This window comes from Mesorhizobium sp. B2-1-3A, assembly GCF_006442655.1.
Lineage (GTDB): Bacteria > Pseudomonadota > Alphaproteobacteria > Rhizobiales > Rhizobiaceae > Mesorhizobium.
In genome coordinates, this window is record NZ_VFWK01000002.1 from 425293 (window position 1) to 448211 (window position 22919).

Sequence of the window (22919 nt, forward strand, 5' to 3'; positions counted from 1 at the left end):
TCCGCCACCTATTGGTACTTTAGCAGCTCGCTGGCGGCGGGAGGATTGCGCTCGATCTGAAGATTGCAGCAACAACATCCGAACAGCCGCCAGACCTGGCGGCTTTTTTGTTTCAGCCGGCAGGTCTCCTAAACCAGGAGCAGAAAGCCGTGTTGACCACCACAGACGACCTTCGGGTCAAGGAAATCCGAGAACTGAGCACGCCGGACCAGGTGATGCGGGAGATCCCGCGCACGCTGACGGCGACGCGCACCGTCAGCGCATCGCGCAATGCCATCCACGCTATTCTGAACGGGACCGACGACCGGTTGCTTGTCGTCGTCGGCCCCTGTTCGATCCACGATCCGGTCGCGGCCGTTGACTATGCCAGCCGTCTGGCGGCGCTGCGCGAGACCCTGTCCGACCGACTCGAGATCGTCATGCGGGTCTACTTCGAGAAGCCGCGCACCACGGTCGGCTGGAAAGGGCTGATCAACGATCCCGACCTCGACGGCAGCTTCAACATCGACAAGGGGCTGCGCATGGCGCGCAATGTGCTGTCGGCCGTCAACAATCTCGGCCTGCCGGCGGCGACCGAATTCCTCGACATGACCACCCCGCAATACATTGCCGACCTCGTCGCCTGGGGCGCGATCGGCGCGCGCACGACCGAGAGCCAGATCCACCGCGAGCTGGCATCGGGCCTGTCCTGCCCGATCGGCTTCAAGAACGGCACCGACGGCAATCTCAGGATCGCCGGCGAGGCGGTGAAATCGGCTGCCCAGCCGCACCATTTCATGGCGGTGACCAAGGGCGGACGCAGCGGCATCGCGACCACCACCGGCAATGAGGACTGCCATGTCATCCTGCGCGGCGGCGTCCAGCCCAACTATGACGCGGCGAGCGTCGAGGCGGCCTCGGTCGAGCTCGCCCGCATCGGCGTCGCGCCAAGGCTGATGGTCGATGTCAGCCACGCCAATTCGAGCAAGAAGCCGGAGAACCAGCCCAAGGTGGCGGCCGACGTAGCAGGCCAGGTCGCGGCGGGCGACGAGCGCATCATCGGCTTGATGATCGAGAGCAATCTCGTCGCCGGACGGCAGGACGTCGTGCCTGGCAAGCCGCTGGTCTACGGCCAGAGCATCACCGATGGCTGTATCGACTGGGCGACCACCGAGACCGTGTTGCACGGCCTTGCCGGCGCCGTCGAATGGCGCCGGTCGACGCACCGCGCCATGCTGGAGAGCCGGCAGGGAGCCGCTTGAGAAGCCGATGCCAGTATTGCCGGCGTTTGCCCGGCACGTACCCCCACCCCTAACCCCTCCCCACAAGGGGGAGGGGAACTTTGCATAGGCGCTGGACTCAGCAAACTGCCGACGCTCAATGCCAAAGAAGGCATGGCATGCGGCAGCATTCCCTCCCCCTTGTGGGGAGGGCTAGGGTGGGGGTCCTTCTTCGCAAGAATCCATGTGCTACGCCGCCCTCAGCCCTTCCCAAGCGGTGAAAACCGAGACCGCGAAGAGCAACAGACCGGCCGCCCGGCCCGCAAGAGTGGTCGCCCGTGGATTGGCGATCAGAAGGTTGCGGCTGCGGCCGGCCGTGATCGCGAGCCCGCCATAGATCGCGGCCTGGGTCAGCACCGTCATCAGCCCCATCACCGTTGCCTGTATCCAGATCGGGCCGTAGTCCGGCTTCAGGAACTGCGGGTAGACGGCAAGCACGAACAGATACGCCTTCGGATTGACAAGGCAGGTCACCAGCCCCTGCCGAAACGCCTTCCATGCGGAGCGGCTGCCGGCAGGCCCGTCCTGACCGACGGTGATGGAACTGCGCATCAGCGAGATGCCTATGAAGGCCATGTAGGCGGCGCCGGCGATCAGCAGCGGCTTGAACAGGATCGGCACGAAATGCATCAGCAGCCCCACGCCGATCGCGCCGTTCAGCGTGTGCACCATGCCGCCGACCATGATGCCGCCGGTCGCGGCCAAACCCCTGTCGCGGCCGCCGGTCAACGCATTGGCCAGCACGAACAGCATGTCCATGCCCGGAACGATGATGATGCCGAACAGCAGGATAAAGAAAAGCCAGAGATTTTCCGCGTAACCCATGTCAGTTGCCTGTCGCCTCGTTCCACCAAGCCGCAGCGGAACCTGTTGATTTTCAATTCGATAGGCAGTCCTATAGGTCGATCCAACTGACAATGGTGTGTCAGTTGGGATCGAAACCGGGTGAGGAAAATGCGCAAGGCGTCACGCCTGTTCGAGATCATCCAGATCCTGCGTCTGGCGCGGCAGCCGGTGACGGCGGCCATGATTGCCGAGCGGCTGGAGGTGACGATCCGCTCGATCTATCGCGACATCGCCGCGCTGCAGGCGATGCGCGTGCCGATCGAGGGCGGGCGCGGCATCGGCTATATACTGCGCCCCGGCTTCGACCTGCCGCCGCTGATGTTTTCGATCGAGGAGATGGAGGCGATCGTGCTGTCGCTGGCGCTGCTGGAGCGCACGGGCGACAGCGAGCTCAAGCAGGCGGCCAAGCGGGTCAGTGCCAAGATCGCCGGCGCGGTGCCGGCGATCTTGCGCCAGACGCTCGACGCCAATGCGCTGCATGCGTGGGGGTTCGCCGCCCCTTCGGCCGGCGCGATCGACCTGGCGCTGGTGCGCCGCGCCATCCGCGACGAAGAGAAGCTCGACCTCTCCTACCGCGACGAAATGGGCCGCGCCTCCGAGCGCCTCATCCGCCCGATCGCGCTTATCTACTATGCCGAGACCGCCAACATCGTCGCCTGGTGCGAGCTTCGCCAGGCGATCCGCAATTTCCGCAGTGACCGGATCGAGGATTGCCGGCCGACCGGGCTGCGCTTCAAGGGCGAAGGCGACCGCTTGCGGCAGGTCTGGGTGGACGGATGGGAAACCCCGGCCGCCGGCGGTCAAGGCGGGTAGGTATTACCGCACATCCACCCAGCGTTTTTCCTGGAACGAGCGCGCCATGGCGTGCACGGTGCGCTCGATCTCCAGACCTTCGGCGAATTCAATGAGCCGCGCCGGTCTGCCGGCGAGCCGCGTCAGCAGTTCGTGGCACTCGATGATCTTGAGGTCGTTGAAGCCGAGATTGTGGCCGGGCGCCGGCAGGAAGGCGTCGTAGGGTCTGTGATGCGGCGCCATCAGGATGGTGCGGTAGCCCTGTTCGGTCGGACGGTCCGCGGTGGCATAGAGCTGGATCTCGTTCATCCGCTCCTGGTCGAACAGGATCGACCCTTTCGACCCGAAGATCTGGATGGCGATGCGGCCCTTGCGGCCCCAGGCCGAGCGATTGACCTGAAGCGTGCCGGCGATGCCGTTTTCCAGATGCATCAAGACGCTCGCAATATCATAGGTCTCGACCGCCCGGCGTCCGCCGGCCGCCAGCTTCCGGTCGGCATAGGGCTTGGCCATGTCGCAGATGACGCTGGCGACGCGGCCGAACAGCGCCGAGACCAGCGACAGCGGATGCACGGCGAAATCATCGAGCGCTCCATAGCCGGAAGACGCTTCGTGCTTCCAGAAGAACAGCGCCTCGGGATCGGCCATGAAATCCTCGTCCATCTCGATGCGCAGATGGTTGACCTCGCCAATGATCTTCTCCTCGAGCAGCGCACCGATGTGGCGGATGGCCGGGCTCTGGATGTAGTTGTACCCAAGCGCCGCGATCTTGCCTGAGGTCTTCGCCGCGGCCGCCATCGCCTCTGCCTCGGCAAAGCTTGGCGCCATTGGCTTTTCGCACCACAAATGCTTGCCGGCCTGAAGAACCGCGATGGCCATTTCCGGATGGAACTGGTTGGGCGTGGTCAGCGAGACAATGTCGACCTCCGGGTCGTTGACGACGGCGCGCCAGTCGCCGGAGGCCTTGGCGAAGCCGAATTCGCCGGCCTTGCGCTGGGCCAACTCCTCATTGACCTCGCCGAGATGGACGAGCCTGGGCTTGGCGACATCCGGAAAGACGGCGCCGACGGCACTCCACGCGATGGCATGGCATTTGCCCATGAAGCCCGTGCCGATAAGACCGACGCCAACCATTTTCCATTTCTCCGCTGCCTGAAGCACTGCGTGGATGAATTAATCCATTTTCTCTCGAAATGGAATGTCTGCCTCATTTTTTATGGCGTTCTTGCGCAGCATCGCTATGATGGGGCAGAGAGGACGCTTCCAATGCATGTCGCCCAAAGTGCGTAGCGGTTTTGAGACAACGACATGCATGGAATCAAACGGTCTGAAGCGCGCTGACGCGCCTTGGACAAGCTTGGACGGGCCGACGATGGACGAACGGGTACCTCGCGACTTCGAGACGCTGCGCGCCACGATCCTCGATCGTCGCGAAACCCTGCCGAAACGCATCGCGCAGATCGCCGCCTATGCGCTCGACAATCCCGACGACATCGCCTTCGGCACCGCCGCCAGCATCGCCGCTTCGGCCGGCGTGCAGCCGTCAACCCTGATCCGGTTTGCACAACAGCTTGGCTTCGACGGCTTCACCAGCCTGCAGCAGGTGTTCCGCGAGCGGCTGCGCGAACGCAACTCGTCCTACGACGAACGGTTGCAGGCCTTGCGCACCAAGGCCGAGGGCGGCGCCGGCCATCGCGCCATCTTCGACGGATTCGTTGCCGCCGCCAGCACCTCGCTCAACGACATTTCCCGCACGCTGGATGACGCGCATCTGGAAGACGCTATTTCGCTGCTGGCAAAAGCGCAGACCATCTATGTGCTGGCCAAGCGCCGCTCTTACCCAGTGGCGACCTACATCGCCTATGCGCTGGGCAAGCTGAAGATCCGCAACCAGCTGATCGAATCGGCCGCCGGCCTGAACGCCGAAATGGTCGGGTTCGCGACGCCGGCGGACGCCGTCATCGCCATCTCCTTCTCGCCCTATGCGCCGGCCACCATTGAGGAAGCACGCACCATCTCCGAACAGGGCGTGCCGATCGTCGCCATCACCGACAGCTCGTTCTCACCGCTTGCTCAGTTCGCCAGGGTCTGGTTCGAGGTTGCTGAGGCGGACTTCGCCGGCTTCCGTTCGCTGTCGGCGACGATGGCGCTGGCCATGGCGCTGACCGTCGGCGTTGGCGAGAAACGACGCGACGCAAGCCGCAAGCGCAAGGGCTGAGCCTGTCTTCGCCGGCCTCGGGCCAGGCTCAAAATCGGGCGCCGGCTCTCGCTTCCCACGCCTTCACCGCGGGATCCTGATTCCTTACTTTTCGATCCGGGAATGCTCATTCCATATTGACTATGGATTGGAATTATTATTTCATATTCCCGGCACCACGCTGCCGCTCGCGCGTGTTACCCAAACAAATGTTGTTCCTGACAACAAGACCGACGGGAGGTTCCAATGAGCGAAGCCGTGGACTTAAAACAGGCGCCGCTCGACGTCATCACCATCGGTCGCGCTTCCGTCGACCTCTATGGCCAGCAGATCGGCTCGCGGCTGGAGGACATCACCTCCTTTGCCAAGTCGGTCGGCGGCTGCCCGGCCAACATCTCGGTCGGCACGGCCAGGCTCGGCCTGCGCTCGGCGCTGCTGACGCGCGTCGGCGACGAGCAGATGGGCCGCTTCATCCGCGAACAGCTCAAGCGCGAAGGCGTCAACACCGACGGCCTGAAAACGGACAAGGAGCGCCTGACGGCTCTGGTGCTGCTCTCGGTCGAGAGCGAAGGCGTTTCGCCGATGATCTTTTATCGGAGTGACTGTGCCGACATGGCGCTGGCGCCGGAGGACATCGACGAGGCGTTCATCGCTTCGGCGCGTTCGATCGTCGTCACCGGCACGCATTTTTCCCGCCCCAACAGCGACGCCGCCCAGCGCAAGGCGATCCGCATCATGAAGGCCAGGGGCGGCAAGGTTGTCTTCGACATCGACTATCGGCCCAATTTATGGGGCCTCGCCGGCCATGCCGAAGGCTTCGAGCGCTATGTGAAGTCGGACCGCGTCTCGGCCCAGCTGAAGACGGTGCTACCCGATTGCGATCTCATCGTCGGCACCGAGGAAGAGATCATGATCGCCTCGGGCGCAGACGACTGCCTGAGCGCGCTGAAGACGATCCGCGCGCTGTCCTCGGCCACTATCGTACTGAAGCGCGGCGCCATGGGCTGCATCGTCTATGACGGACCGATCAGCGACGATCTGGAAGACGGCATCGTCGGCAAGGGTTTCCCGATCGAGATCTACAATGTGTTGGGCGCCGGCGACGCCTTCATGTCAGGCTTCCTGCGCGGCTGGCTGGGTGGGGAAGACCATGCGACGGCGGCGACCTGGGCCAATGCCTGCGGCGCCTTTGCCGTGTCGCGGCTGCTGTGCGCGCCGGAATATCCGACCTTCGAGGAGCTGCAGTTCTTCCTCAAGAACGGCAGCAAGCACCGGGCCTTGCGAAAGGACGAGGCGATCAACCACATCCATTGGGCGACCACCCGCCGGCGCGACATTCCCTCGCTGATGGCGCTCGCCTGCGACCATCGTGTGCAGCTCGAGCACGTGGCGGCCAAGGCCGGCGCCGATCCTGCGCGCATCCGCGATTTCAAGGTTCTGGCGGTCAAGGCGGCGGCCAAGGTCGCCGCCGGCCGCGACGGCTACGGCATGTTGATCGACGAAAAGCATGGCCGCGAGGCGATGTTCGAATTCGCCAGGCATCCCTTCGCCTGGCTCGGGCGGCCGGTGGAACTGCCGGGCTCGCGGCCACTGCGCTTCGAATTCTCGCAGGACATCGGGTCGCAGCTTACCGAATGGCCCGTCGATCACTGCATCAAGTGCCTGTGCTTCTACCACCCCGACGATCCGGCGGCGCTCAAGGAAGAGCAGCAGCAGAAGCTGCGTGCGCTGTTCGAGGCGGCGCGCAAAGTCGGCCGGGAACTGCTGATCGAGATCATCGCCGGCAAGCACGGCAAGCTCGACGACACCACCATTCCGCGCGCGCTGGAGGAACTCTATGCGCTTGGTATCAACCCCGACTGGTGGAAGCTGGAGCCGCAGGCTTCGAGCGGCGCCTGGGCCAGGATCGAAGCGGTGATCCTGAAGCATGATCCGTGGTGCCGCGGCATCGTCCTGCTTGGCCTGGAAGCGCCGCAGGACGAGCTGGAGGCGGCTTTCGCCGCCACCGCCAAGGCACCCATCGTCAAGGGCTTTGCCGTCGGCCGCACCATCTTCGTCCACGCGGCCGAGGAGTGGCTGGCCGGCAGGATGTCGGATGACGAGGCTGTCGCCGACATGGCATCGCGCTTCGAGCAACTGACCGAAGCGTGGCTTGCCGCGCGTGGACGCAAGGCGGCATAAGAAGGCGCGGCACAAGGACTGCGGAGGAAACACAATGAGCAAGACAATCCGCCTGACGATGGCGCAGGCGCTGACCCGCTTCCTGTCACGCCAGATGACCGAGATCGACGGCAAAAAAGTGCCGATCTTCGGTGGTGTCTGGGCGATCTTCGGCCATGGCAATGTCGCCGGCATCGGCGAGGCGCTCTACCAGGTACGCGACGAATTGCCGACCTTCCGCGCCCACAATGAGCAGGCGATGGCCCATGCGGCGATCGCCTACGCCAAGGCCAATTTCCGCCGCCGCTTCATGGCCGCGACCTCTTCGATCGGCCCTGGCGCGCTCAACATGGTGACGGCCGCGGCACTTGCCCATGTAAACCGGTTGCCTGTCCTGTTTTTGCCCGGCGACGTCTTTGCCAACCGCATCCCCGACCCGGTGCTGCAGCAGGCCGAGGATTTTTCCGACGGCACGGCGACGGTCAATGACTGTTTCCGCCCGGTCTCGCGCTATTTCGACCGCATCACCCGGCCTGAGCAGATCATCCCGGCACTCAGCCGCGCTATGCAGGTGCTGACCGATCCGGCCGATTGCGGGCCGGTGACGCTGTCGCTTTGCCAAGATGTTCAGGCCGAGGCCTATGACTATCCCGAGAGCTTCTTTGCCGAACGGGTCTGGCACCAGCGCCGGCCGCGCCCGGACCGCCATGAGCTTGCCGCGGCTGTCGCGGCGCTGAAGGGTGCTAAGAAGCCGCTGATCATTGCCGGCGGCGGCGTGCTCTATTCTCAAGCCTCAAGCGAACTGGCCAAATTCGTCGAAGCCGCCGGCATTCCGGTCTGCGAGACGCAAGGCGGCAAATCCTCGCTGCCGGACGATCATCCGCTCAACATGGGGGCAGTCGGCGTCACCGGCACTTCGGCGGCCAACCGGCTGGCGGAAGAGGCCGACGTGGTGCTCGCCATCGGCACGCGGCTGCAGGATTTCACCACCGGCTCATGGGCGCTGTTCAAGAATTCCGGCAAGACCATCATCGGGCTCAACGTCCAACCTTTCGATGCCGGCAAGCACCGGGCGCTGCCGCTGGTCGCCGATGCGGCCGAAGGGCTCGCTGAACTCGGTGCCGCTCTGAAGGGCTGGAAAGTGCCTGCCGCCTGGACTGACAATGCAGCCACCGGCAAGAAGGCCTGGCAGGCCGACGCGGCCAAGGTGACGGCGTCGACCAACGCCGCTTTCCCGTCCGACGCGCAGGTGATCGGTGCCGTGCAGCGGGCCATGGGCTCGGGCGTGATGCTGCTGAATGCATCGGGCGGCCTGCCGGGCGAACTGCATAAGCTCTGGCAGGCGGGCGCGCCCGGCTCGTACCATGGCGAATACGGATTCTCCACCATGGGTTACGAGATCGCCGGCGGGCTCGGCGCCAAGATGGCCAAGCCCGACCAGGAGGTCGTCGTCATGATCGGCGACGGCTCCTACCTGATGATGAATTCCGAGATCGCAACCTCGGTGATGCTTGGTTTGAAGCTCACCATCGTGCTGCTCGACAACCGTGGCTATGGCTGCATCAACCGGCTGCAGATGGCGACCGGCGGCGCCAACTTCAACAATCTCCTGAAGGACGCGCGCCACGAGATCCTGCCCGATGTGGACTTCGCCGCCCATGCGGCGAGCCTGGGCGCGATATCAGAGAAAGTACCCTCGATCGCCGGGCTCGAAAACGCGCTGCAGAAGGCCAGGAAGAACGACCGCACCACCGTTGTGGTCATCGACACCGATCCGCTGGTTTCCACCGATGCCGGCGGCCACTGGTGGGACGTGGCGGTGCCGGAAGTCTCGGCGCGACCACAGGTCAACGCGGCGCGCAAGGCCTATGACGAGAAGCGCCAGATGCAGAGCGTCGGCGATTGATGCGAGCTCCCTTCTCCCCGTCCCTATACGGGAAAAGGTGCCGGCAGGCGGATGAGGGGCGGCGCCAGCGGCCAAAGAATGAACTGTTCTAATCTGGAGTGACGACTTGAAAGCCAAACTGGGCATGTCCCCCATCGCGTGGTGGAACGACGATCTTGCGGAACTGAGCGATGACGTGTCGCTGGAGGAGTGCCTGCGCCAGTCGCGTTCGGCCGGCTTCACCGGCATGGAAATGGGCCGGCGTTTTCCCAACGACCCCGCCGTCATGCTGCCGATCCTGAAAGCGGCCGACGTGACGCTGTGCGGCGGCTGGTTTTCCGGAACGCTGGTCGATGAGGAGATGGGCAAGAACAAGGACCGCATCCAGCCGATGATCGACCTGTTCAAGGCGGTCAATGCGCCCTGCATCGTCTATGGCGAGGTCGGCCGCTCGATCCAGGGCGACCGCTCGAAGCCGCTCGCCACCAAGCCGAAGCTCACCAGTGACGAAATGAAGGCCTATGGAAGGCGCCTGACCGAATTCGGTGAATGGTGCGCCGAGCAAGGCATGCCGCTTTCCTACCACCACCACATGGCGGCGGTGGTCGAGACCGAGCCGGAACTCGATGCCTTCATGCGCCATTCCGGGGCGGGGATTCCGCTGCTGCTCGATGCCGGGCACCTGGCCTTTGCCGGCGGCGACGTGCTGCGCGCCATCGACAACCACCACAAGCGCATCAGCCATGTCCATGTGAAGGATGTGCGCATGGACGTGATCGACAAGCTCGACCGCACGAAACAGTCCTTCCTGGACGCGGTGGCGCTCGGCGCCTTCACCGTGCCGGGCGATGGCTCGCTCGATTTCGGCGCCATCGTGCAGCGCTTCGCCGACCATGGCTATGAAGGCTGGTTCGTGGTCGAGGCCGAGCAGGACCCGAAGAAGAACCCGCCGCTCAAGATGGCGCAGGTCGGCCACAAGGAGCTGATGCGGGTGATGACATCAGCCGGTTACACGGTCGAAACCCAGGGTTTTCCGAATGCCTGACACGGTGGGTTCACGGCGAGGCAGGTTGCTGTAGATTGGCCCGATGAAAGATTCCGAGCACCCGTTCTTCCGGCCCTTGTGGCGGCGTGTCGCCGTCGTCGCGGTCTGCGTCATCTGGTCGATCATCGAGTTCGCCACCGGCACGCCGTTCTGGGGCGTCATTGCGCTCGGCTTCGCCGGCTATGGCGTCTGGCAGTTTTTTTATCTGTACAAGCCGGTTGATGAGAGCAAGGCGACGGCCGAGGCCGAACCGAAGGAGTAACTGATCGCGTGCGTTGGCGATTAGCTTGCGGCGCTTCCACCTTCGTCATCCTAGGACGGAGCAAGGAGCGCAGCGACGCAGCGCAGACCCTAGGATGACGAAGATGGAAGCGCGCCGACCAAAGATTTGCGATGGCGCTTTCAAACAGACGGCTTGGCTTCACGGAGCCCCTCAAGCCAGTGGAATAGGAGAGACAAAAATGTCGAAGCTGCTCGTGAAGGCCGACAAGAGCCATGGCCGCGTCGCCCACGTCACGCCGAAAAGCGCCGGCTGGACCTATGTCGGTTTCGACCTGCATCGGCTGCGGCCTGGCGAAAGCGCCTCGGGAAAGACGGACGATCGCGAGGTCTGCCTGGTGTTCGTCACTGGCAAGGGCACCGCGAAAGCCGGCGGCAAGGATCTTGGCCTGCTCGGGGAACGCATGTCGCCCTTCGAAGGCAAGCCTTGGTCGGTCTATATCCCCGAGGGATCGGACTGGTCGGTAACGGCCGATACCGAACTGGAACTGGCGGTGTGCTCGGCGCCCGGTCTTGGCGGCGGCCTGCCGGTTCGGGTGATCGGACCCGACGATCTCGGCCAGGAGGTGCGCGGCAAGGGCACCAACACCCGTTACGTCACCAACATCCTGCCGGAAGGCAAGCCGGCGGACTCGCTGCTGGTGGTCGAGGTCATCACGCCCGGCGGCCACACGTCGAGCTACCCGCCGCACAAGCATGACCAGGACAATCTGCCTGATGAATCCTATCTCGAGGAAACCTACTATCACCGTCTCAACCCGCCGCAGGGCTTTGCCTTCCAGCGCGTCTACACCGACGCCGACAAGAACGGCCATCGCGCGCTGGACGAAGCCATGGCGATCGAGGATGGCGATGTCGTGCTGGTGCCCAAGGGTTATCACCCCTGCGCCGCCTGCCATGGCTATGATCTCTACTATCTCAACGTCATGGCCGGGCCGAAGCGGACATGGAAATTCCACAATGCCCCCGAGCACGAATGGTTGATGAAGGCCTGATCATTCCGGCGGTGCCGGCTGAAGTTATTGGTCCAGCTTGAAAAAATCGTCGGCTAAGGACCGCCTGGCTCGATTTGCCTTCGAAAACCCTTCAAAGCTTCGTCAATCCGTCATGGAAATCACCTATGGCAACGGATCTGACGAGGACTTCCCATGCGTTATGCCATCTATTTCACCCCCCGGCAGGACGAACCGCTGGCGCGGATCGCCGCGAATTGGCTGGGCCGCGACCCGTTCGGCGCGGCGACAAGGCCGGTCGAGGCCGTGGCCGACCTGGCGGCGGCGGAAGTTGCCTTCCACACCGCTTCGGCTCGCCGCTATGGCTTCCACGCGACACTGAAAGCCCCCTTCCGGCTTGCGGCCAACGAGAGCGAGACCTCGCTGCGCGCGGGGCTCGACCATTTCGCCGAAGCGACGCCGGTGGTTACGATACCGCGGCTCGTCGTCAGTCAGATCGACAGCTTCTTCGCGCTGGTGCCCGAGGGCCCGTTGCCTTCGCTCAACCGTTTCGCCGACGAGGTCGTGCGCGACTTCGACCGCTTTCGCGCGCCACTGACGGAGGCCGAGATCGAGCGGCGCAGCCCCGATTCGCTGAAGCCGGCCGAGTTCCGCAATCTCTGCCAGTGGGGTTACCCCTATGTCTTCGAGACCTTTCGCTTCCACATGACGCTGTCGGGTCGGGTCGGGCCACAGGAAAGCCCTCGTCTTCGCCTAGCAATCGACAGCCTGTTCGCCGAAGTGCTGCAACAACCTGTGCTGGTGGACGCGCTGACGCTGTTTGTCGAGACCGAACCCGGGGCGCCGTTCATGGTGCTTTCCCAGCACGCGCTGGGACGCCGACCGGCCAGAAAAATCGCCTGAACAAGCCCTGCCCCATATGATCAAGGACTGCCCGAAATGACCGCCGAGACCGTTCTTTCCAACGCCCGCATCGTGCTTGCCGACGAGATCGTCGAAGGGTCGCTGGTGCTGCGCGACGGCTTCATCGCCGGCATCGATGCCGGTGCTGCCCGCACCGGCGAGGACATGAGCGGCGACTATGTCATTCCGGGGCTGGTCGAACTGCACACCGACCATCTCGAGGGCCATTACGCACCACGGCCGAAGGTACGCTGGAACCCGATCGCCGCGGTGCTTGCCCATGACGCCCAGGTGGCGACGGCCGGCATCACCACCGTGCTCGACGCCTTGCGTGTCGGCATGGATGAGGACGCCGATCTCACCTTGGCCGATATCCGCAAGCTGGCCGATGCAATCGAGGACAGCGTAGCGCAGGATCGTCTGCGCGCCGATCATTTCCTGCATCTGCGTTGCGAGGTTTCGGCGCCGGATTGCCTGCAGGCCTTCGCCAATTTCGATCAGGACGACCGGGTCAAGTTGGCCTCGCTGATGGACCATGCGCCCGGCCAGCGTCAGTTCGTCAATCTCGAAACCTATGCCTATTACTACCAGCGCAAGCTGAAGCTGACCGACCGCGACTTCAAATTGTTCTGCGAGAAGCGGATGGCGGAATCGGCGCGCTATTCTGCGCCGAACCGCGCGGTGATCGCCGCTGCCTGCCAGGAGCGCGGCATCGTGCTCGCCAGCCATGACGACGCCACGTCGAGCCATGTCGACGAGGCGATCGAGCAAGGCGTGCGGGTCGCCGAGTTCCCGACCACCGAGGAAGCGGCGCGCGCTTCGAAGGCCGCGGGCCTGGGCGTGCTGATGGGCGCGCCCAACGTCATGCGCGGCGCTTCGCATTCGGGCAATGTCTCGGCGCGCACGCTGGCCAGCGACGGCCTGCTCGACATCCTGTCATCCGACTATATTCCGTTCAGCCTGATCCAGTCGGCCTTCTTCCTCGGCGACATGGTGGAAGGCATTTCGCTGCCGCAGGCGGTCGCCATGGTTTCGAAGAACCCGGCGGAAGCCGTTGGCCTGACCGACCGCGGCATCATCGAACAGGGCCGCCGCGCCGATCTGGTGCGCGTGCGTGTCGACGACCATGTTCCGGTCGTGCGCACCGTCTGGCGTCAGGGGCGCCGGGTCGCATGATGGTGTCGGCCTTGATCGAACGTGAACTGTCCGCCGAGACGTTTCCGATCCGCCACGGCGTCTTTGTCGCCGTCGTGGGGCCGAGTGGCGCCGGCAAGGACACGGTGATCGGCTACGCCCGCGCGCTCTTTGCCGACGAGAGCCGGCTGGAGTTCGTCCGCCGCGTCATCACCAGGCCGAGCGATGCCGCGAGCGAGGATCACGACACGCTGGCCGACGCGGCCTTTGTCGAGGCCGAGGCCGACGGCGCCTTTGCAATCTCGTGGGAAGCACACGGCTTGCGCTATGGCCTGCCCGCCGATGTCGACTGGTCGGTCGCCAATGGCCATGTCGCAGTCGCCAATGTGTCGCGCGCGATCATCCCCACCTTGCGCGAGCGCTATGCCAATCTGGCCATTGTCGAGATCACCGCCTCGCCTGATGTGCTGGCCGAGCGGCTGGCAATGCGGGGCCGCGAGTCGCGCGGCGAAGTGCTGGCGCGCCTGGCGCGCAGCGCCAACGTCACCCTGTCCGGCCCCGGCGTCACCTCGATCGACAACAGCGGCCAACGCGAGGTTGCCGGCGAACGTTTCGCCGAGCTGCTGCGCAAGGCAATGGCCTTCTCCGACATGTCGGGCATGATCTGATTCAACTCGCCAGCGTGATTCCGGCACCACGACTTGCCTAGAAAGACGACTTGAGGCACGCCGACTGAAGTCGCTCGGCGCGAGCCGCCTTGGCGTGAGCAATCTCCAGATTTGATTTCGCGGCATCATGGCGCACGGCCACGTATCCGGTGCATCGCTGCTGTTCGCCGCTGGCAGGCCGCATGCCCGCCCGCGCCTGGCCACCACTGTCACACCGCTGTAACAGACATTTCGGATCGTGGCGTTCGTTGTAATCACTACAGGCAGCGAACGAGCCAGCCACCATGATTTATGATGCACCCGAAGAGCAGAAAATGACGGTCGACGCCCTCGTCCAGGCGGCGCTCGATAGCCTGCCGCCCGCCGAGCAGCGCATGGCGCGGTTCTTCGTCGACCAGAAGCAGGCTGTGCTCCTGGGGTCCGCGGCCGAGATCGCCGAGCAGGCCGGCGCCAGCGACGCCACCGTGGTCCGGACGGCGCGCTCGCTTGGTTTCGATAGCCTCTCGGCGCTTCGCCAGATGCTGCTGTCGGACCTCACCGGCACGCCGTCACCCGGCAAGCGACTGGCGCGCACCTTGCAGGAGACCGGCGACGACGGCGCGGCAGCGTTGCGGCACGTGATCGACATTCATGAAAGCGTGCTCGATGTGCTCAAGCGCCCGGAAATGGCGGCCGCATTCGAGCGCAGTATCGACATCCTGGCGCGGGCCAATCGCCGCCATGTCTTCGGCATCGGTCCGTCGGGCGCCATGGCCGATTATGCCAGTTTGCAGTTCAACCGGATCGGGCTGCCGACCAGCGCGCTGTCGGTATCGGGAATTGCGCTCGCCGACCGGCTGCTGTGGCTGGGCAAGGGGGACGCGGTGCTGATGATGGCCTATGCGCCGCTCTACCGCGAGGTCGAGGTTGTTCTCGAGCAAGCCATGCAGATCGACGTCCCGGTCGTGCTGATCAGCGACAATCTGGCTCCGCTTGTCTCGGGCAAGGTGGCCGAGACGCTGCCGATTCCGCGCGGCAAGGCCGATCACCTGGCCATGCATGGCGGCACGATCGTTCTCCTCGAGGCGATGATCATCGGGCTGGCGAAGCGGGCTAGCGAAGCCGCCTTTGACAGCCTCGAACGGTTGAGCTCGCTGCGCGGCTCGATCGACAAGGCGTGGATCAAACGAGGCGTCAAAAGGAATAAATCAAAAAACGCCGGGAAATGACATAAAATGTTCAAGTAACATTCGTATGATATGATGGGTATTACTTTGCCCATGGCAATTTACTGGAGATAACCATGAAAACCGGCACGACATTCTGCTTTGCAATTGGCTTGAGCACGCTCGCCTTGACGATGCCTGTTTCGGCATCCGACCTGGTGCTTTACGACGCACTCGATTTCGCCGGCCCGGTGGCCAAGGCCTTCCAGGCCAAGACCGGCCTTACGGTCGACGTCGTCGAGCCCGGCAGCACCGGCGAGACGCTGGGCAAGATCGCCGCGGAAGGCAACAACCCGCAGTTCGACATCGTCTGGCTCGACGGCTCGGCGGTGATGGAACGCATGGCGGCCGACCACGTGCTGCAGGCCATTCCCGCCGCCGCCTACGACAAGGTGGCGTTCACCGATCTCGGCAAGTCGCTGATCCCGCAAAGCCGCGCTTTCCTGCCGACCGGCACCAGCACCACCGCCATCGAGGTCAACACCAAGAAGGTGCCGGCCGACAAGATGCCCAAATCCTGGGCCGACCTTCAGTCCTTCGCAGGCGGCGTCGCGGCCAAGGATCCGAACCTGTCGGGACCGGCCTATCAATGGCTGGCCGGCTTCTTCCAGACCAACGGCCTCGATGCCGGCAAGGCGTTGCTGGCCAAGACGCTGACCAACAAGGCGCTGTCGGGCCTGTCGAGCGGCGGCAAGGTGAACAAGGCCGTGCTGACCGGCGATGCCTCGGTCGGCATCAACCAGGACAGCGCCATCTTTTCGAAGATCGCGGCCGGCGAGCCCGTCGTCGCGGTCTATCCGAGCGAGGGTTCGGTGTCGCTGCCGCAAGGCCTCGGCATCAGCGCCAAGACCCAGCATATGGACGCAGCCGAGAAATTCATCGACTTCGTCACCAGCGCCGAGGGCCAGGCCGCCATGCAGAACGGCGACGACACGGACTTCTTCTTCATTCCGGTCATCAAGGGCGTCAACGCCAAGCCCGGCCGCGAAACCAACATCACCTACACGCATCTCGACGACGCCATGGCCTCTGCCCATGAGGCCGAATGGAAGCAGTGGTACAAGGATAATTTCGTCCAGTGATCCGGCTGTCTGAGCCCAACTTGTTCTGGCAATGACAATGATCCAGCATACAGGCGCCGCGGTATCAGCCCGTCGCGCCGGCACCAGCAGCCTGCCGCGAGGCGGGCTGACGGTGCTTGTTCGCGGCGGCGGGTCATTTGCCGTCTACGCCGTGTTTGCCCTGCTGATCGGATTGCCGCTTGCCCTGGTGCTGGTCCAGGCGGTCATGCCGGACCTGTTCGCCGCGCAGAATCCCGACAACAGCTTGAGCCTCGAGCCCTTGTCCCGCGTGTTCAATTCGCCTTATCTCGCCAGGTCGGTCCTGCACTCGCTCGAACTCGGCATGCTGGTCGCTTGCACCACGACGGTCCTGGGCGGAGCCTTCGCCGTCCTTGTCCAGCGCTGCGACATCCCGTTGCGTGCCGCGATTTCGGCGGTGCCGTGGCTGGTTTTCCTGACGCCATCCTATCTCAAGGCGCTCGCCTGGGTGCTGCTGATGTCGCCTGGCGGCTATCTGGCGCAATTCGGTTTGCTGCCGTCCTGGCTGGGCGCTTCGTTTTTTGGGCTGACCGGGCTGGTGTTCGTCCACACACTCAGCCTGTTCCCGCTGGCGGCCTTCATCATCGGCAGCGCGCTTGCCGGACTGGGCAGCGAGTTGGAGGATGCAGCCCGGCTCTCCGGCGCCGCACCGCTGCGGATCTGGCTGCGCATCAACGGCCCCTTGCTGGCGCCGGCCATCGCCCTGAGCTTCATCGCCACCTTCGCCGAGGTGCTGTCCGATTTCGGCCTCGCCTCGACCATCGCCAGAATGTCCGATTTCGGTGTCCTGACCTACGGCATCTACGCCGCTGCCAGCGATTATCCCGTCGACTTTCCCGCCGCCGGCGCCCAGGCTCTCGTGCTGCTCAGCCTTGTCCTGCTGGTCGTTGTGGGAGACCGGCTGCTGCGCCGCCGCGCCGACCCGCGCCTGATTTCCGGCCGCGCCAGGCCGGCCCGGCTCTACACTCTCGGCCCATGGCGATGGCCCGCCATCGCGGCGGCCCTTGCCATTGCCTTCCTGGCGCTCGCCTTGCCGCTTGCGGCGATCGCGGCGCGCGCGCTGACGCAGACGCTTGGCCATGGGCTGATCTGGAGCAACTTCACCACGGTCAATGTGGCGGCGGCACTCAGTCCGGACACCGCGGCCAATGACGGGCTGTTGCGCAGCCTCTTCTATGCCGGACTGACGGCGGTCATCGCCAGCGCGCTCGCCTTGCTTTTGTCGGCGCAGCTCGACCGCGCGAGCCCGGTCCTGCGCACAGCCGTCATCGGCCTGTCCCTGGGCGCGGTGGCGATACCGGGCATCGTGCTCGGCTTCGGCTATATCCTGGTCTGGAATCGCCTGCCGGGATTCCGCGACTGGCCATTCCCCCATTATGGCGATGGGTCGCTGCTGGTCATGGGCTATGTCGCCGCCGCCCTTCCCTATTGCCTGGTGGTGATCCTTTCGGCGATCGGCCAGCTGGCGCCGAGCCTGACGGACGCGGCGCGCCTGCATGGCGTCGGGACAATCCGAAGACTGCTTTCGATCACCTTGCCGCTGGTCCTGCTCAGCGTGGTGACGGCCTTCCTGCTGACGTTCATCCGCACCGTCTTCGAACTGCCGATCTCGCAGATGCTCATTCCCCAGAGCGGGCCGCCGGCGCCGACGCTGATCCTGAAACTGTTCAGCCATGACCGTGATGGGCTGGCATCGGCCATCGCGTTGGTCGCCATGGCGGCCGCCGGTATCGGCGCGGCGCTGGTCTGGTACCCGCTTCGGCGATTCGTCAAACCGCGTCGCGGCGCAGGGGTTGCCGATGCCGGCAGCAATCACATCGCCAGCGCGGAAACCCTGTCATGACTGCTTCCCTGCATTGTGCCGGCATCTGCAAGTCGCTCGGCGGACGTCCCATCCTGACTGACCTCGACCTCAGGATCGATGCCGGCGAGGTGGTGTCGCTTCTCGGCGCCAGCGGGTCGGGCAAGACCACGCTCCTGCGTATCATTGCCGGACTGGTCGAGCCCGAAAGAGGGCTGATCACTTTGGATGGGCGTGTGGTGTGGAGCGAGACCTCGGTCATCCCGGCCGAAAGGCGGCGGATCGGCATGGTCTTCCAGGACTATGCGCTGTGGCCGCACATGACGGTCGCCAACAATCTGGCCTTCGGGCTCAAGGCACAACGGCTTTCGGATCGCGACATCGCCCAGCGGCTCGCCCACGCGCTCGACGTCACCCGCCTTGCCCCCTACCGCGATCGCTATCCCACAGAACTCTCTGGCGGCCAGCAGCAGCGCGTCGCCATCGCGCGCTGCCTCGCCGCGCGTCCCGCGCTGATGCTGTTCGACGAGCCGCTGAGTAACCTCGACGCTGCCCTCAGGGAGGACATGCGCATCGAAATGATGGAGCTGGTGCGCCGCGAGGCCATCACCGTCGTCTATGTGACGCATGACCAGGCGGAGGCGATGGCGGTCTCCGACCGCATCGCCATCATGCGGGCAGGCGAGATCGTTCAGTTCGACACGCCGCGCGCGATCTACGAGGCACCCGCCGATTCCTTCGTGGCCAGCTTCATCGGCGGCTTTTCGGTCGTTCACGGTCAGGTCCGCGACGAACGCTTCAAGATCGCCGAGACCGATGCCGAAGCCGTGCGTACGCCTGGCGCCCGCTCCGGCGCCGGAATGCTGGTCATCCGCCCCGAAGACGCGCGGCCGGCCGACGCCTATCCCGACAGCCGGCTGCAGGGCAAGGTTCTGTCGAGCGCCTTCCAGGGCCGATGCTGGCGGCTGGCGGTTGACCTTGGCCCGCAGCGCGTGCGGCTCGACTGGCCCGAAGCGCCGCCGATTGGCGCTTCGCTCATCTTTTCACTGCCACCGGAGCGCTGTGTGGTGCTGACCGCATAAGTGATCTGGATACGATCCCGAAGCTAGAAATGACCGGCCAAAAAGACCATGGTCGAGCAAGACAACGCAGGAAGCCTTGATGCAGACGCTGACACCCATACTCTCGACAGTCACGGCGGCATTTCTCGCCTCCTTCGTCGAGGTCGTCGAAGCCTTCACCATCGTGCTTGCGGTCGGCGTGACGCGCAGCTGGCGCCCGGCATTGACCGGTGCCGCCCTGGCGCTGGCTGTGCTGGCGGCCCTGGTGCTGACGTTCGGACCGCTGCTGGCGCTGGTGCCCATCACCACACTGCAGTTCGTCGTCGGCGTCCTGCTCATCCTGTTCGGCATGCGCTGGCTGCGAAAGGCCATCCTGCGCAGCGTCGGCGTCATCGCCCTGCATGACGAGGCGGCGGCCTTCTCCAAGGAGACCGCCGTCCTGCACCAGCAGGCCAACGACCGTCGTGCCGACTACCTCGCCGGACTGGCCTCGTTCAAGGCGGTGCTGCTCGAGGGTGTCGAGGTGGTGTTCATCGTCATTGCCGTCGGCGCGGCTCACGGGCAAACGCTTTACGCCAGCCTGGGCGCGCTGGCGGCCTTCGTCCTGGTGATGCTTGTCGGCCTGGCGGTCCACAGGCCGCTGGCGCGTGTGCCGGAGAATGCGCTGAAATTCGTGGTCGGACTGATGCTGACCAGCTTCGGCATCTTCTGGACCGGCGAGGGCATCGGTGCCGACTGGCCGGGCGCCGATCTCGCCCTGCTCGCCATCTTCGCCATCGTCGCGCTGGCGTCCTTTGCCATGGTGCGCTGGCTGCGCAGCACCTATCCCGCGGCCGCTGGAGGGCTCGCCCGATGAATGCCGTTCGTCTTGTCGCCAGGGAATTCTTCGGCATGTTCGTCGATGACGGCAATCTGGCGCTGCTGGCGCTGGTGCTGGTGGCCGCCGTCGTTGCGGCGGTGAAGCTGCTGGCATTGCCGCCGCTCATCGGCGGCGCGCTGCTGCTGGTCGGCTGCCTCGCCATCCTGTTGCAAAGCGTTCGCCGCGCGGCACGCCAGACCGGTCGATAACGGCGGCGACCATGCGGCTCGATGCCTTGCAGGCATCAGCCGCTCACGTGATCAAGATGATCGGCAGCCGTGCCCAACAGGCGCGCCGCGAGAGGCTCGTCTCCGCAGGCACGGGCATTGAGGCGATGAAAAAGGTCGCCTGAACGCTCATGGACAGACCAATAACATTATAATAGCATACCATTATAACTCGCAGAGGAACGCTGCGTCCCCGGTTTGCAAGGGATGTCGGCGGGCGAGATCGATCTGTTTCAAATCCTTGGGCGGCGAGTGCGCCCCGCTCGAACGATATCGACGCAAGGCGCCAGAAAAATGCATGGGAGGAAAACATGCGGACTTTCCTGAGAGGGGCCGGCGCCTTGCTGGCCGGCATCGTGCTGGCGATTGCGGCGCTGTTGCCATCGATCGCTTCGGCGCAGTCGGTCGAGGATATTATCGCGCGCGGCAAACTGGTCGTCGCCATCGACACCACGACACCGCCCTACGGCTTTCTCGACGCCAATCTGAAGCCAACCGGCTTCGACGTCGAGGTCGCCAACAAGATGGGCGAGGCGCTCGGCGTGCCGGTTGAATTTGTCACCGTCACCTCACCCGGCCGCATCCCGGCCTTGCTGACCAAGCAGGTCGACGCGGTGATCTCGATCTTCTCGATCACCCCGGCGCGCGCCATCCAGATCGACTATTCGATCCCCTATGCCGGCCAGTCGGCGGTGGTGATCGCCCCGAAAAGCACCGGCATCAAGGGTGTCGCCGATCTGGTCGGCAAAAAGGTCGGCCTGACGCGCGGCACCGGCGAGGACGGATTGCTGACCAAGGCCGCCGAAGCCAATCCCGGCATCGAGATCCTGCGCTTCGACGACTATTCCTCGCTGCTGCAAGCGATGGTGTCGGGCCAGATCGATGCCATGGGCGGTGGCGACTATGGCGAAATCTATCTGAAGAAGGCGCAGAATGGTGACGCCTTCGAGCAGAAATACGTGCTGAAGACCTTCTACTTCGGCATCGGCGTCGCCAAGGGTAACGACAATCTGCGGCAGTGGATCAACACCTGGCTGTTCACCATGAAGACCGACGGAACGCTGGATGCGCTGTCGATGAAGTACCGCAACCAGCCGCTGCCGGTACTGCCGGTCTTCTGATTTACACATCCGCAGTCGGGCGGGGCCAAGTCGGCCCCGTTTCCTTGACCTCGTGACCCATGCAAACCGCCCTGCAATTCGGCCCGATCCTTGTCCATCTCGACCTGCTGCTGCGCGGCCTGGAAAAAACCATCCAGCTGGCGGCGCTGTCGATCCTGTTCGGCACCGCCATCGGCGTGCTCGGTGCCGTCGGCCGCAGCTTCGGGCCGCGCTTTGTGTCGTGGCTCATCGCTGCCTATGTCGAGCTGATCCGCAACACGCCGCTTCTGATCCAACTCTATTTCGTCTTCTTCTCGCTGCCGCTGTTCGGCTTCAAGCTGTCGAGCAACACGGCCGCCGTCGTGGCGCTGTCGATCCATCTCGGCGCCTATGCGACCGAGATATTGCGCGCCGGCATCGAGGCCATTCCCGAGGGGCAGATCGAGGCGGCCAAGTCGCTCGGCCTCGGCCGCTACCGCATCATCCGCCATGTCGTGCTGGTGCCGGCGGCGCGCGCGGTCTACCCGTCGTTGTCGGCGCAGTTCATCCTGCAGATCATGGGGACGTCGATCGTCGGTGCGATCGCGGCGGAAGAGCTGACGGCGGTCGCTAACAATCTGGTCATGCAGACTTTTCGCAGCTTCGAGGTCTACATCATCATCGCCATCATCTATTTCGTGCTGGTGCAGGCCGCCAGCCTGCTCTTCGCCGGCATCGGCAAGCTCATGTTCCGCTGGAAGGTCTGAATCATGAGCCTGCGTGACTTCGGCCCCAACGAACTGATGTTCCTTCTGCTCGCGACGCGCTGGACGGTCCTTCTGGCGCTGATCGCCTTTGCCGGCGGCGGCCTGATCGGCCTCGTGGTCGCCGCGATCCGGGTGGCGCCGGCGCGGCCGCTGCGCTGGCTGGCTGCCGGCTACATCCAGTTCTTCATGGGCACGCCGATCCTGATCCAGCTGTTCATGGCCTATTACGGGTCTTCGTTCCTCGGCTACAGGCCGGACCCGTGGGCAGCCGCGGCGGTGACGTTCTCGCTCAATGGCGGCGCCTTCTTCGGCGAGATCTTCCGCGGTGCCATCGAGGCGATCCCCAAGGGACAATGGGAGGCTGCGACAGCGCTCGGCTTCCGCTTTGTCAGGACATTGCGGCTGGTGATCATTCCCCAGGCAATACGGCTGATGCTGCCGCCGACGGTCGGCTTCATGGTGCAGATCGTCAAGACGACGTCGATCGCCTCGCTGATCGGGCTGACCGAGCTCGCCCGTGCCGCCACGCAGGTCAACACCGTGACTTTCCAGCCGGTATTGGTGTTCGGCACGGTGTCGATCATCTACTTCGCGCTGTGCTGGCCGCTATCGCTCTATGCCGGCTATCTCGAGCGTCGTTTCGCTACCGGAATGACAAGGAAGGCCGAGACAGCACTAGTGATGTCGGCGGCTTGAGTG

The 22919-nt window shown here is 64.4% G+C and carries 23 protein-coding genes; 21 read left to right on the forward strand and 2 right to left on the reverse strand.

Annotation, left to right across the window (positions count from 1 at the left end):
- Nucleotides 1-149 precede the first annotated feature (149 nt).
- Nucleotides 150-1241: a 3-deoxy-7-phosphoheptulonate synthase gene (locus tag FJ977_RS08590; protein WP_140770405.1), complete on the forward strand. Its 1092-nt coding sequence runs from the start codon at nucleotides 150-152 to the stop codon at nucleotides 1239-1241.
- A gap of 207 nt (nucleotides 1242-1448) precedes the next feature.
- Here the strand turns inward: FJ977_RS08590 and FJ977_RS08595 are convergent, their stop codons facing one another.
- Nucleotides 1449-2084: a LysE family translocator gene (locus FJ977_RS08595; RefSeq protein ID WP_140770407.1), complete on the reverse strand. Its 636-nt coding sequence runs from the start codon at nucleotides 2082-2084 to the stop codon at nucleotides 1449-1451.
- Between the two features lie 129 nt (nucleotides 2085-2213).
- On the opposite strand from FJ977_RS08595, the gene FJ977_RS08600 reads away from it, so the two are divergent.
- Complete coding sequence (locus tag FJ977_RS08600; protein ID WP_140770410.1) at nucleotides 2214-2918, forward strand: YafY family protein; 705 nt, start codon at nucleotides 2214-2216, stop codon at nucleotides 2916-2918.
- Between the two features lie 3 nt (nucleotides 2919-2921).
- On the opposite strand, the gene FJ977_RS08605 is transcribed toward FJ977_RS08600, so the two are convergent.
- Nucleotides 2922-4031, reverse strand: a complete 1110-nt coding sequence (locus tag FJ977_RS08605) for a Gfo/Idh/MocA family oxidoreductase (RefSeq protein WP_140770413.1) — start codon at nucleotides 4029-4031, stop codon at nucleotides 2922-2924.
- Nucleotides 4032-4269: 238 nt separating this feature from the next.
- Between FJ977_RS08605 and FJ977_RS08610 the strand changes: the two genes are divergently transcribed.
- The 19 genes from FJ977_RS08610 to FJ977_RS08695 all read left to right on the forward strand — a co-directional run bounded on the left by FJ977_RS08610 (nucleotide 4270) and on the right by FJ977_RS08695 (nucleotide 22916).
- Nucleotides 4270-5115, forward strand: a complete 846-nt coding sequence (locus tag FJ977_RS08610) for a MurR/RpiR family transcriptional regulator (RefSeq protein WP_140770416.1) — start codon at nucleotides 4270-4272, stop codon at nucleotides 5113-5115.
- Nucleotides 5116-5340: 225 nt separating this feature from the next.
- The gene (gene iolC, locus FJ977_RS08615; protein WP_140770418.1) at nucleotides 5341-7275 is read left to right on the forward strand and encodes a 5-dehydro-2-deoxygluconokinase; all 1935 of its coding nucleotides are present in this window, start codon (nucleotides 5341-5343) and stop codon (nucleotides 7273-7275) included.
- Nucleotides 7276-7309: 34 nt separating this feature from the next.
- Entirely contained in the window at nucleotides 7310-9160 is a 1851-nt protein-coding gene (iolD, locus tag FJ977_RS08620) for a 3D-(3,5/4)-trihydroxycyclohexane-1,2-dione acylhydrolase (decyclizing) (protein ID WP_140770421.1), read from the forward strand.
- A 106-nt stretch (nucleotides 9161-9266) separates the two neighbouring features.
- Nucleotides 9267-10184: a myo-inosose-2 dehydratase gene (iolE, locus tag FJ977_RS08625; protein ID WP_140770424.1), complete on the forward strand. Its 918-nt coding sequence runs from the start codon at nucleotides 9267-9269 to the stop codon at nucleotides 10182-10184.
- A 43-nt stretch (nucleotides 10185-10227) separates the two neighbouring features.
- The gene (locus FJ977_RS08630) at nucleotides 10228-10446 is read left to right on the forward strand and encodes a DUF3329 domain-containing protein (RefSeq protein WP_140770427.1); all 219 of its coding nucleotides are present in this window, start codon (nucleotides 10228-10230) and stop codon (nucleotides 10444-10446) included.
- Nucleotides 10447-10645: 199 nt separating this feature from the next.
- The gene (iolB, locus tag FJ977_RS08635; protein WP_140770430.1) at nucleotides 10646-11458 is read left to right on the forward strand and encodes a 5-deoxy-glucuronate isomerase; all 813 of its coding nucleotides are present in this window, start codon (nucleotides 10646-10648) and stop codon (nucleotides 11456-11458) included.
- Nucleotides 11459-11611: 153 nt separating this feature from the next.
- Entirely contained in the window at nucleotides 11612-12319 is a 708-nt protein-coding gene (locus FJ977_RS08640; protein ID WP_140770433.1) for a DUF1045 domain-containing protein, read from the forward strand.
- Between the two features lie 36 nt (nucleotides 12320-12355).
- The gene (locus FJ977_RS08645; RefSeq protein ID WP_140770435.1) at nucleotides 12356-13495 is read left to right on the forward strand and encodes an alpha-D-ribose 1-methylphosphonate 5-triphosphate diphosphatase; all 1140 of its coding nucleotides are present in this window, start codon (nucleotides 12356-12358) and stop codon (nucleotides 13493-13495) included.
- Nucleotides 13492-14121 carry a phosphonate metabolism protein/1,5-bisphosphokinase (PRPP-forming) PhnN gene (gene phnN / locus FJ977_RS08650; protein ID WP_181179708.1) on the forward strand — a complete coding sequence of 210 codons (630 nt, stop codon included), beginning with the start codon at nucleotides 13492-13494 and terminating at the stop codon, nucleotides 14119-14121. The genes FJ977_RS08645 and phnN overlap by 4 nt, the downstream gene beginning before the upstream one ends.
- A gap of 314 nt (nucleotides 14122-14435) precedes the next feature.
- Nucleotides 14436-15329, forward strand: a complete 894-nt coding sequence (locus FJ977_RS08655) for a MurR/RpiR family transcriptional regulator (protein ID WP_140770437.1) — start codon at nucleotides 14436-14438, stop codon at nucleotides 15327-15329.
- Nucleotides 15330-15403: 74 nt separating this feature from the next.
- Nucleotides 15404-16408 carry an extracellular solute-binding protein gene (locus FJ977_RS08660; protein ID WP_140770439.1) on the forward strand — a complete coding sequence of 335 codons (1005 nt, stop codon included), beginning with the start codon at nucleotides 15404-15406 and terminating at the stop codon, nucleotides 16406-16408.
- A gap of 37 nt (nucleotides 16409-16445) precedes the next feature.
- Nucleotides 16446-18269, forward strand: a complete 1824-nt coding sequence (locus tag FJ977_RS08665; protein WP_181179710.1) for an ABC transporter permease subunit — start codon at nucleotides 16446-16448, stop codon at nucleotides 18267-18269.
- Nucleotides 18266-19309: an ABC transporter ATP-binding protein gene (locus tag FJ977_RS08670; protein ID WP_140770443.1), complete on the forward strand. Its 1044-nt coding sequence runs from the start codon at nucleotides 18266-18268 to the stop codon at nucleotides 19307-19309. The genes FJ977_RS08665 and FJ977_RS08670 overlap by 4 nt, the downstream gene beginning before the upstream one ends.
- Before the next feature lie 79 nt (nucleotides 19310-19388).
- The gene (locus FJ977_RS08675; RefSeq protein WP_140770446.1) at nucleotides 19389-20144 is read left to right on the forward strand and encodes a COG4280 domain-containing protein; all 756 of its coding nucleotides are present in this window, start codon (nucleotides 19389-19391) and stop codon (nucleotides 20142-20144) included.
- Nucleotides 20141-20356, forward strand: a complete 216-nt coding sequence (locus FJ977_RS08680; protein WP_140770449.1) for a hypothetical protein — start codon at nucleotides 20141-20143, stop codon at nucleotides 20354-20356. Before FJ977_RS08675 ends, FJ977_RS08680 begins: the two co-directional genes overlap by 4 nt.
- Before the next feature lie 11 nt (nucleotides 20357-20367).
- Nucleotides 20368-20499, forward strand: a complete 132-nt coding sequence (locus tag FJ977_RS36630; protein ID WP_281406808.1) for a hypothetical protein — start codon at nucleotides 20368-20370, stop codon at nucleotides 20497-20499.
- Between the two features lie 186 nt (nucleotides 20500-20685).
- Nucleotides 20686-21495, forward strand: a complete 810-nt coding sequence (locus FJ977_RS08685) for a transporter substrate-binding domain-containing protein (RefSeq protein WP_140770451.1) — start codon at nucleotides 20686-20688, stop codon at nucleotides 21493-21495.
- A gap of 59 nt (nucleotides 21496-21554) precedes the next feature.
- Nucleotides 21555-22220, forward strand: a complete 666-nt coding sequence (locus tag FJ977_RS08690) for an amino acid ABC transporter permease (RefSeq protein WP_140770453.1) — start codon at nucleotides 21555-21557, stop codon at nucleotides 22218-22220.
- Nucleotides 22221-22223: 3 nt separating this feature from the next.
- Nucleotides 22224-22916: an amino acid ABC transporter permease gene (locus FJ977_RS08695; RefSeq protein WP_140770455.1), complete on the forward strand. Its 693-nt coding sequence runs from the start codon at nucleotides 22224-22226 to the stop codon at nucleotides 22914-22916.
- Nucleotides 22917-22919: the final 3 nt, after the last annotated feature.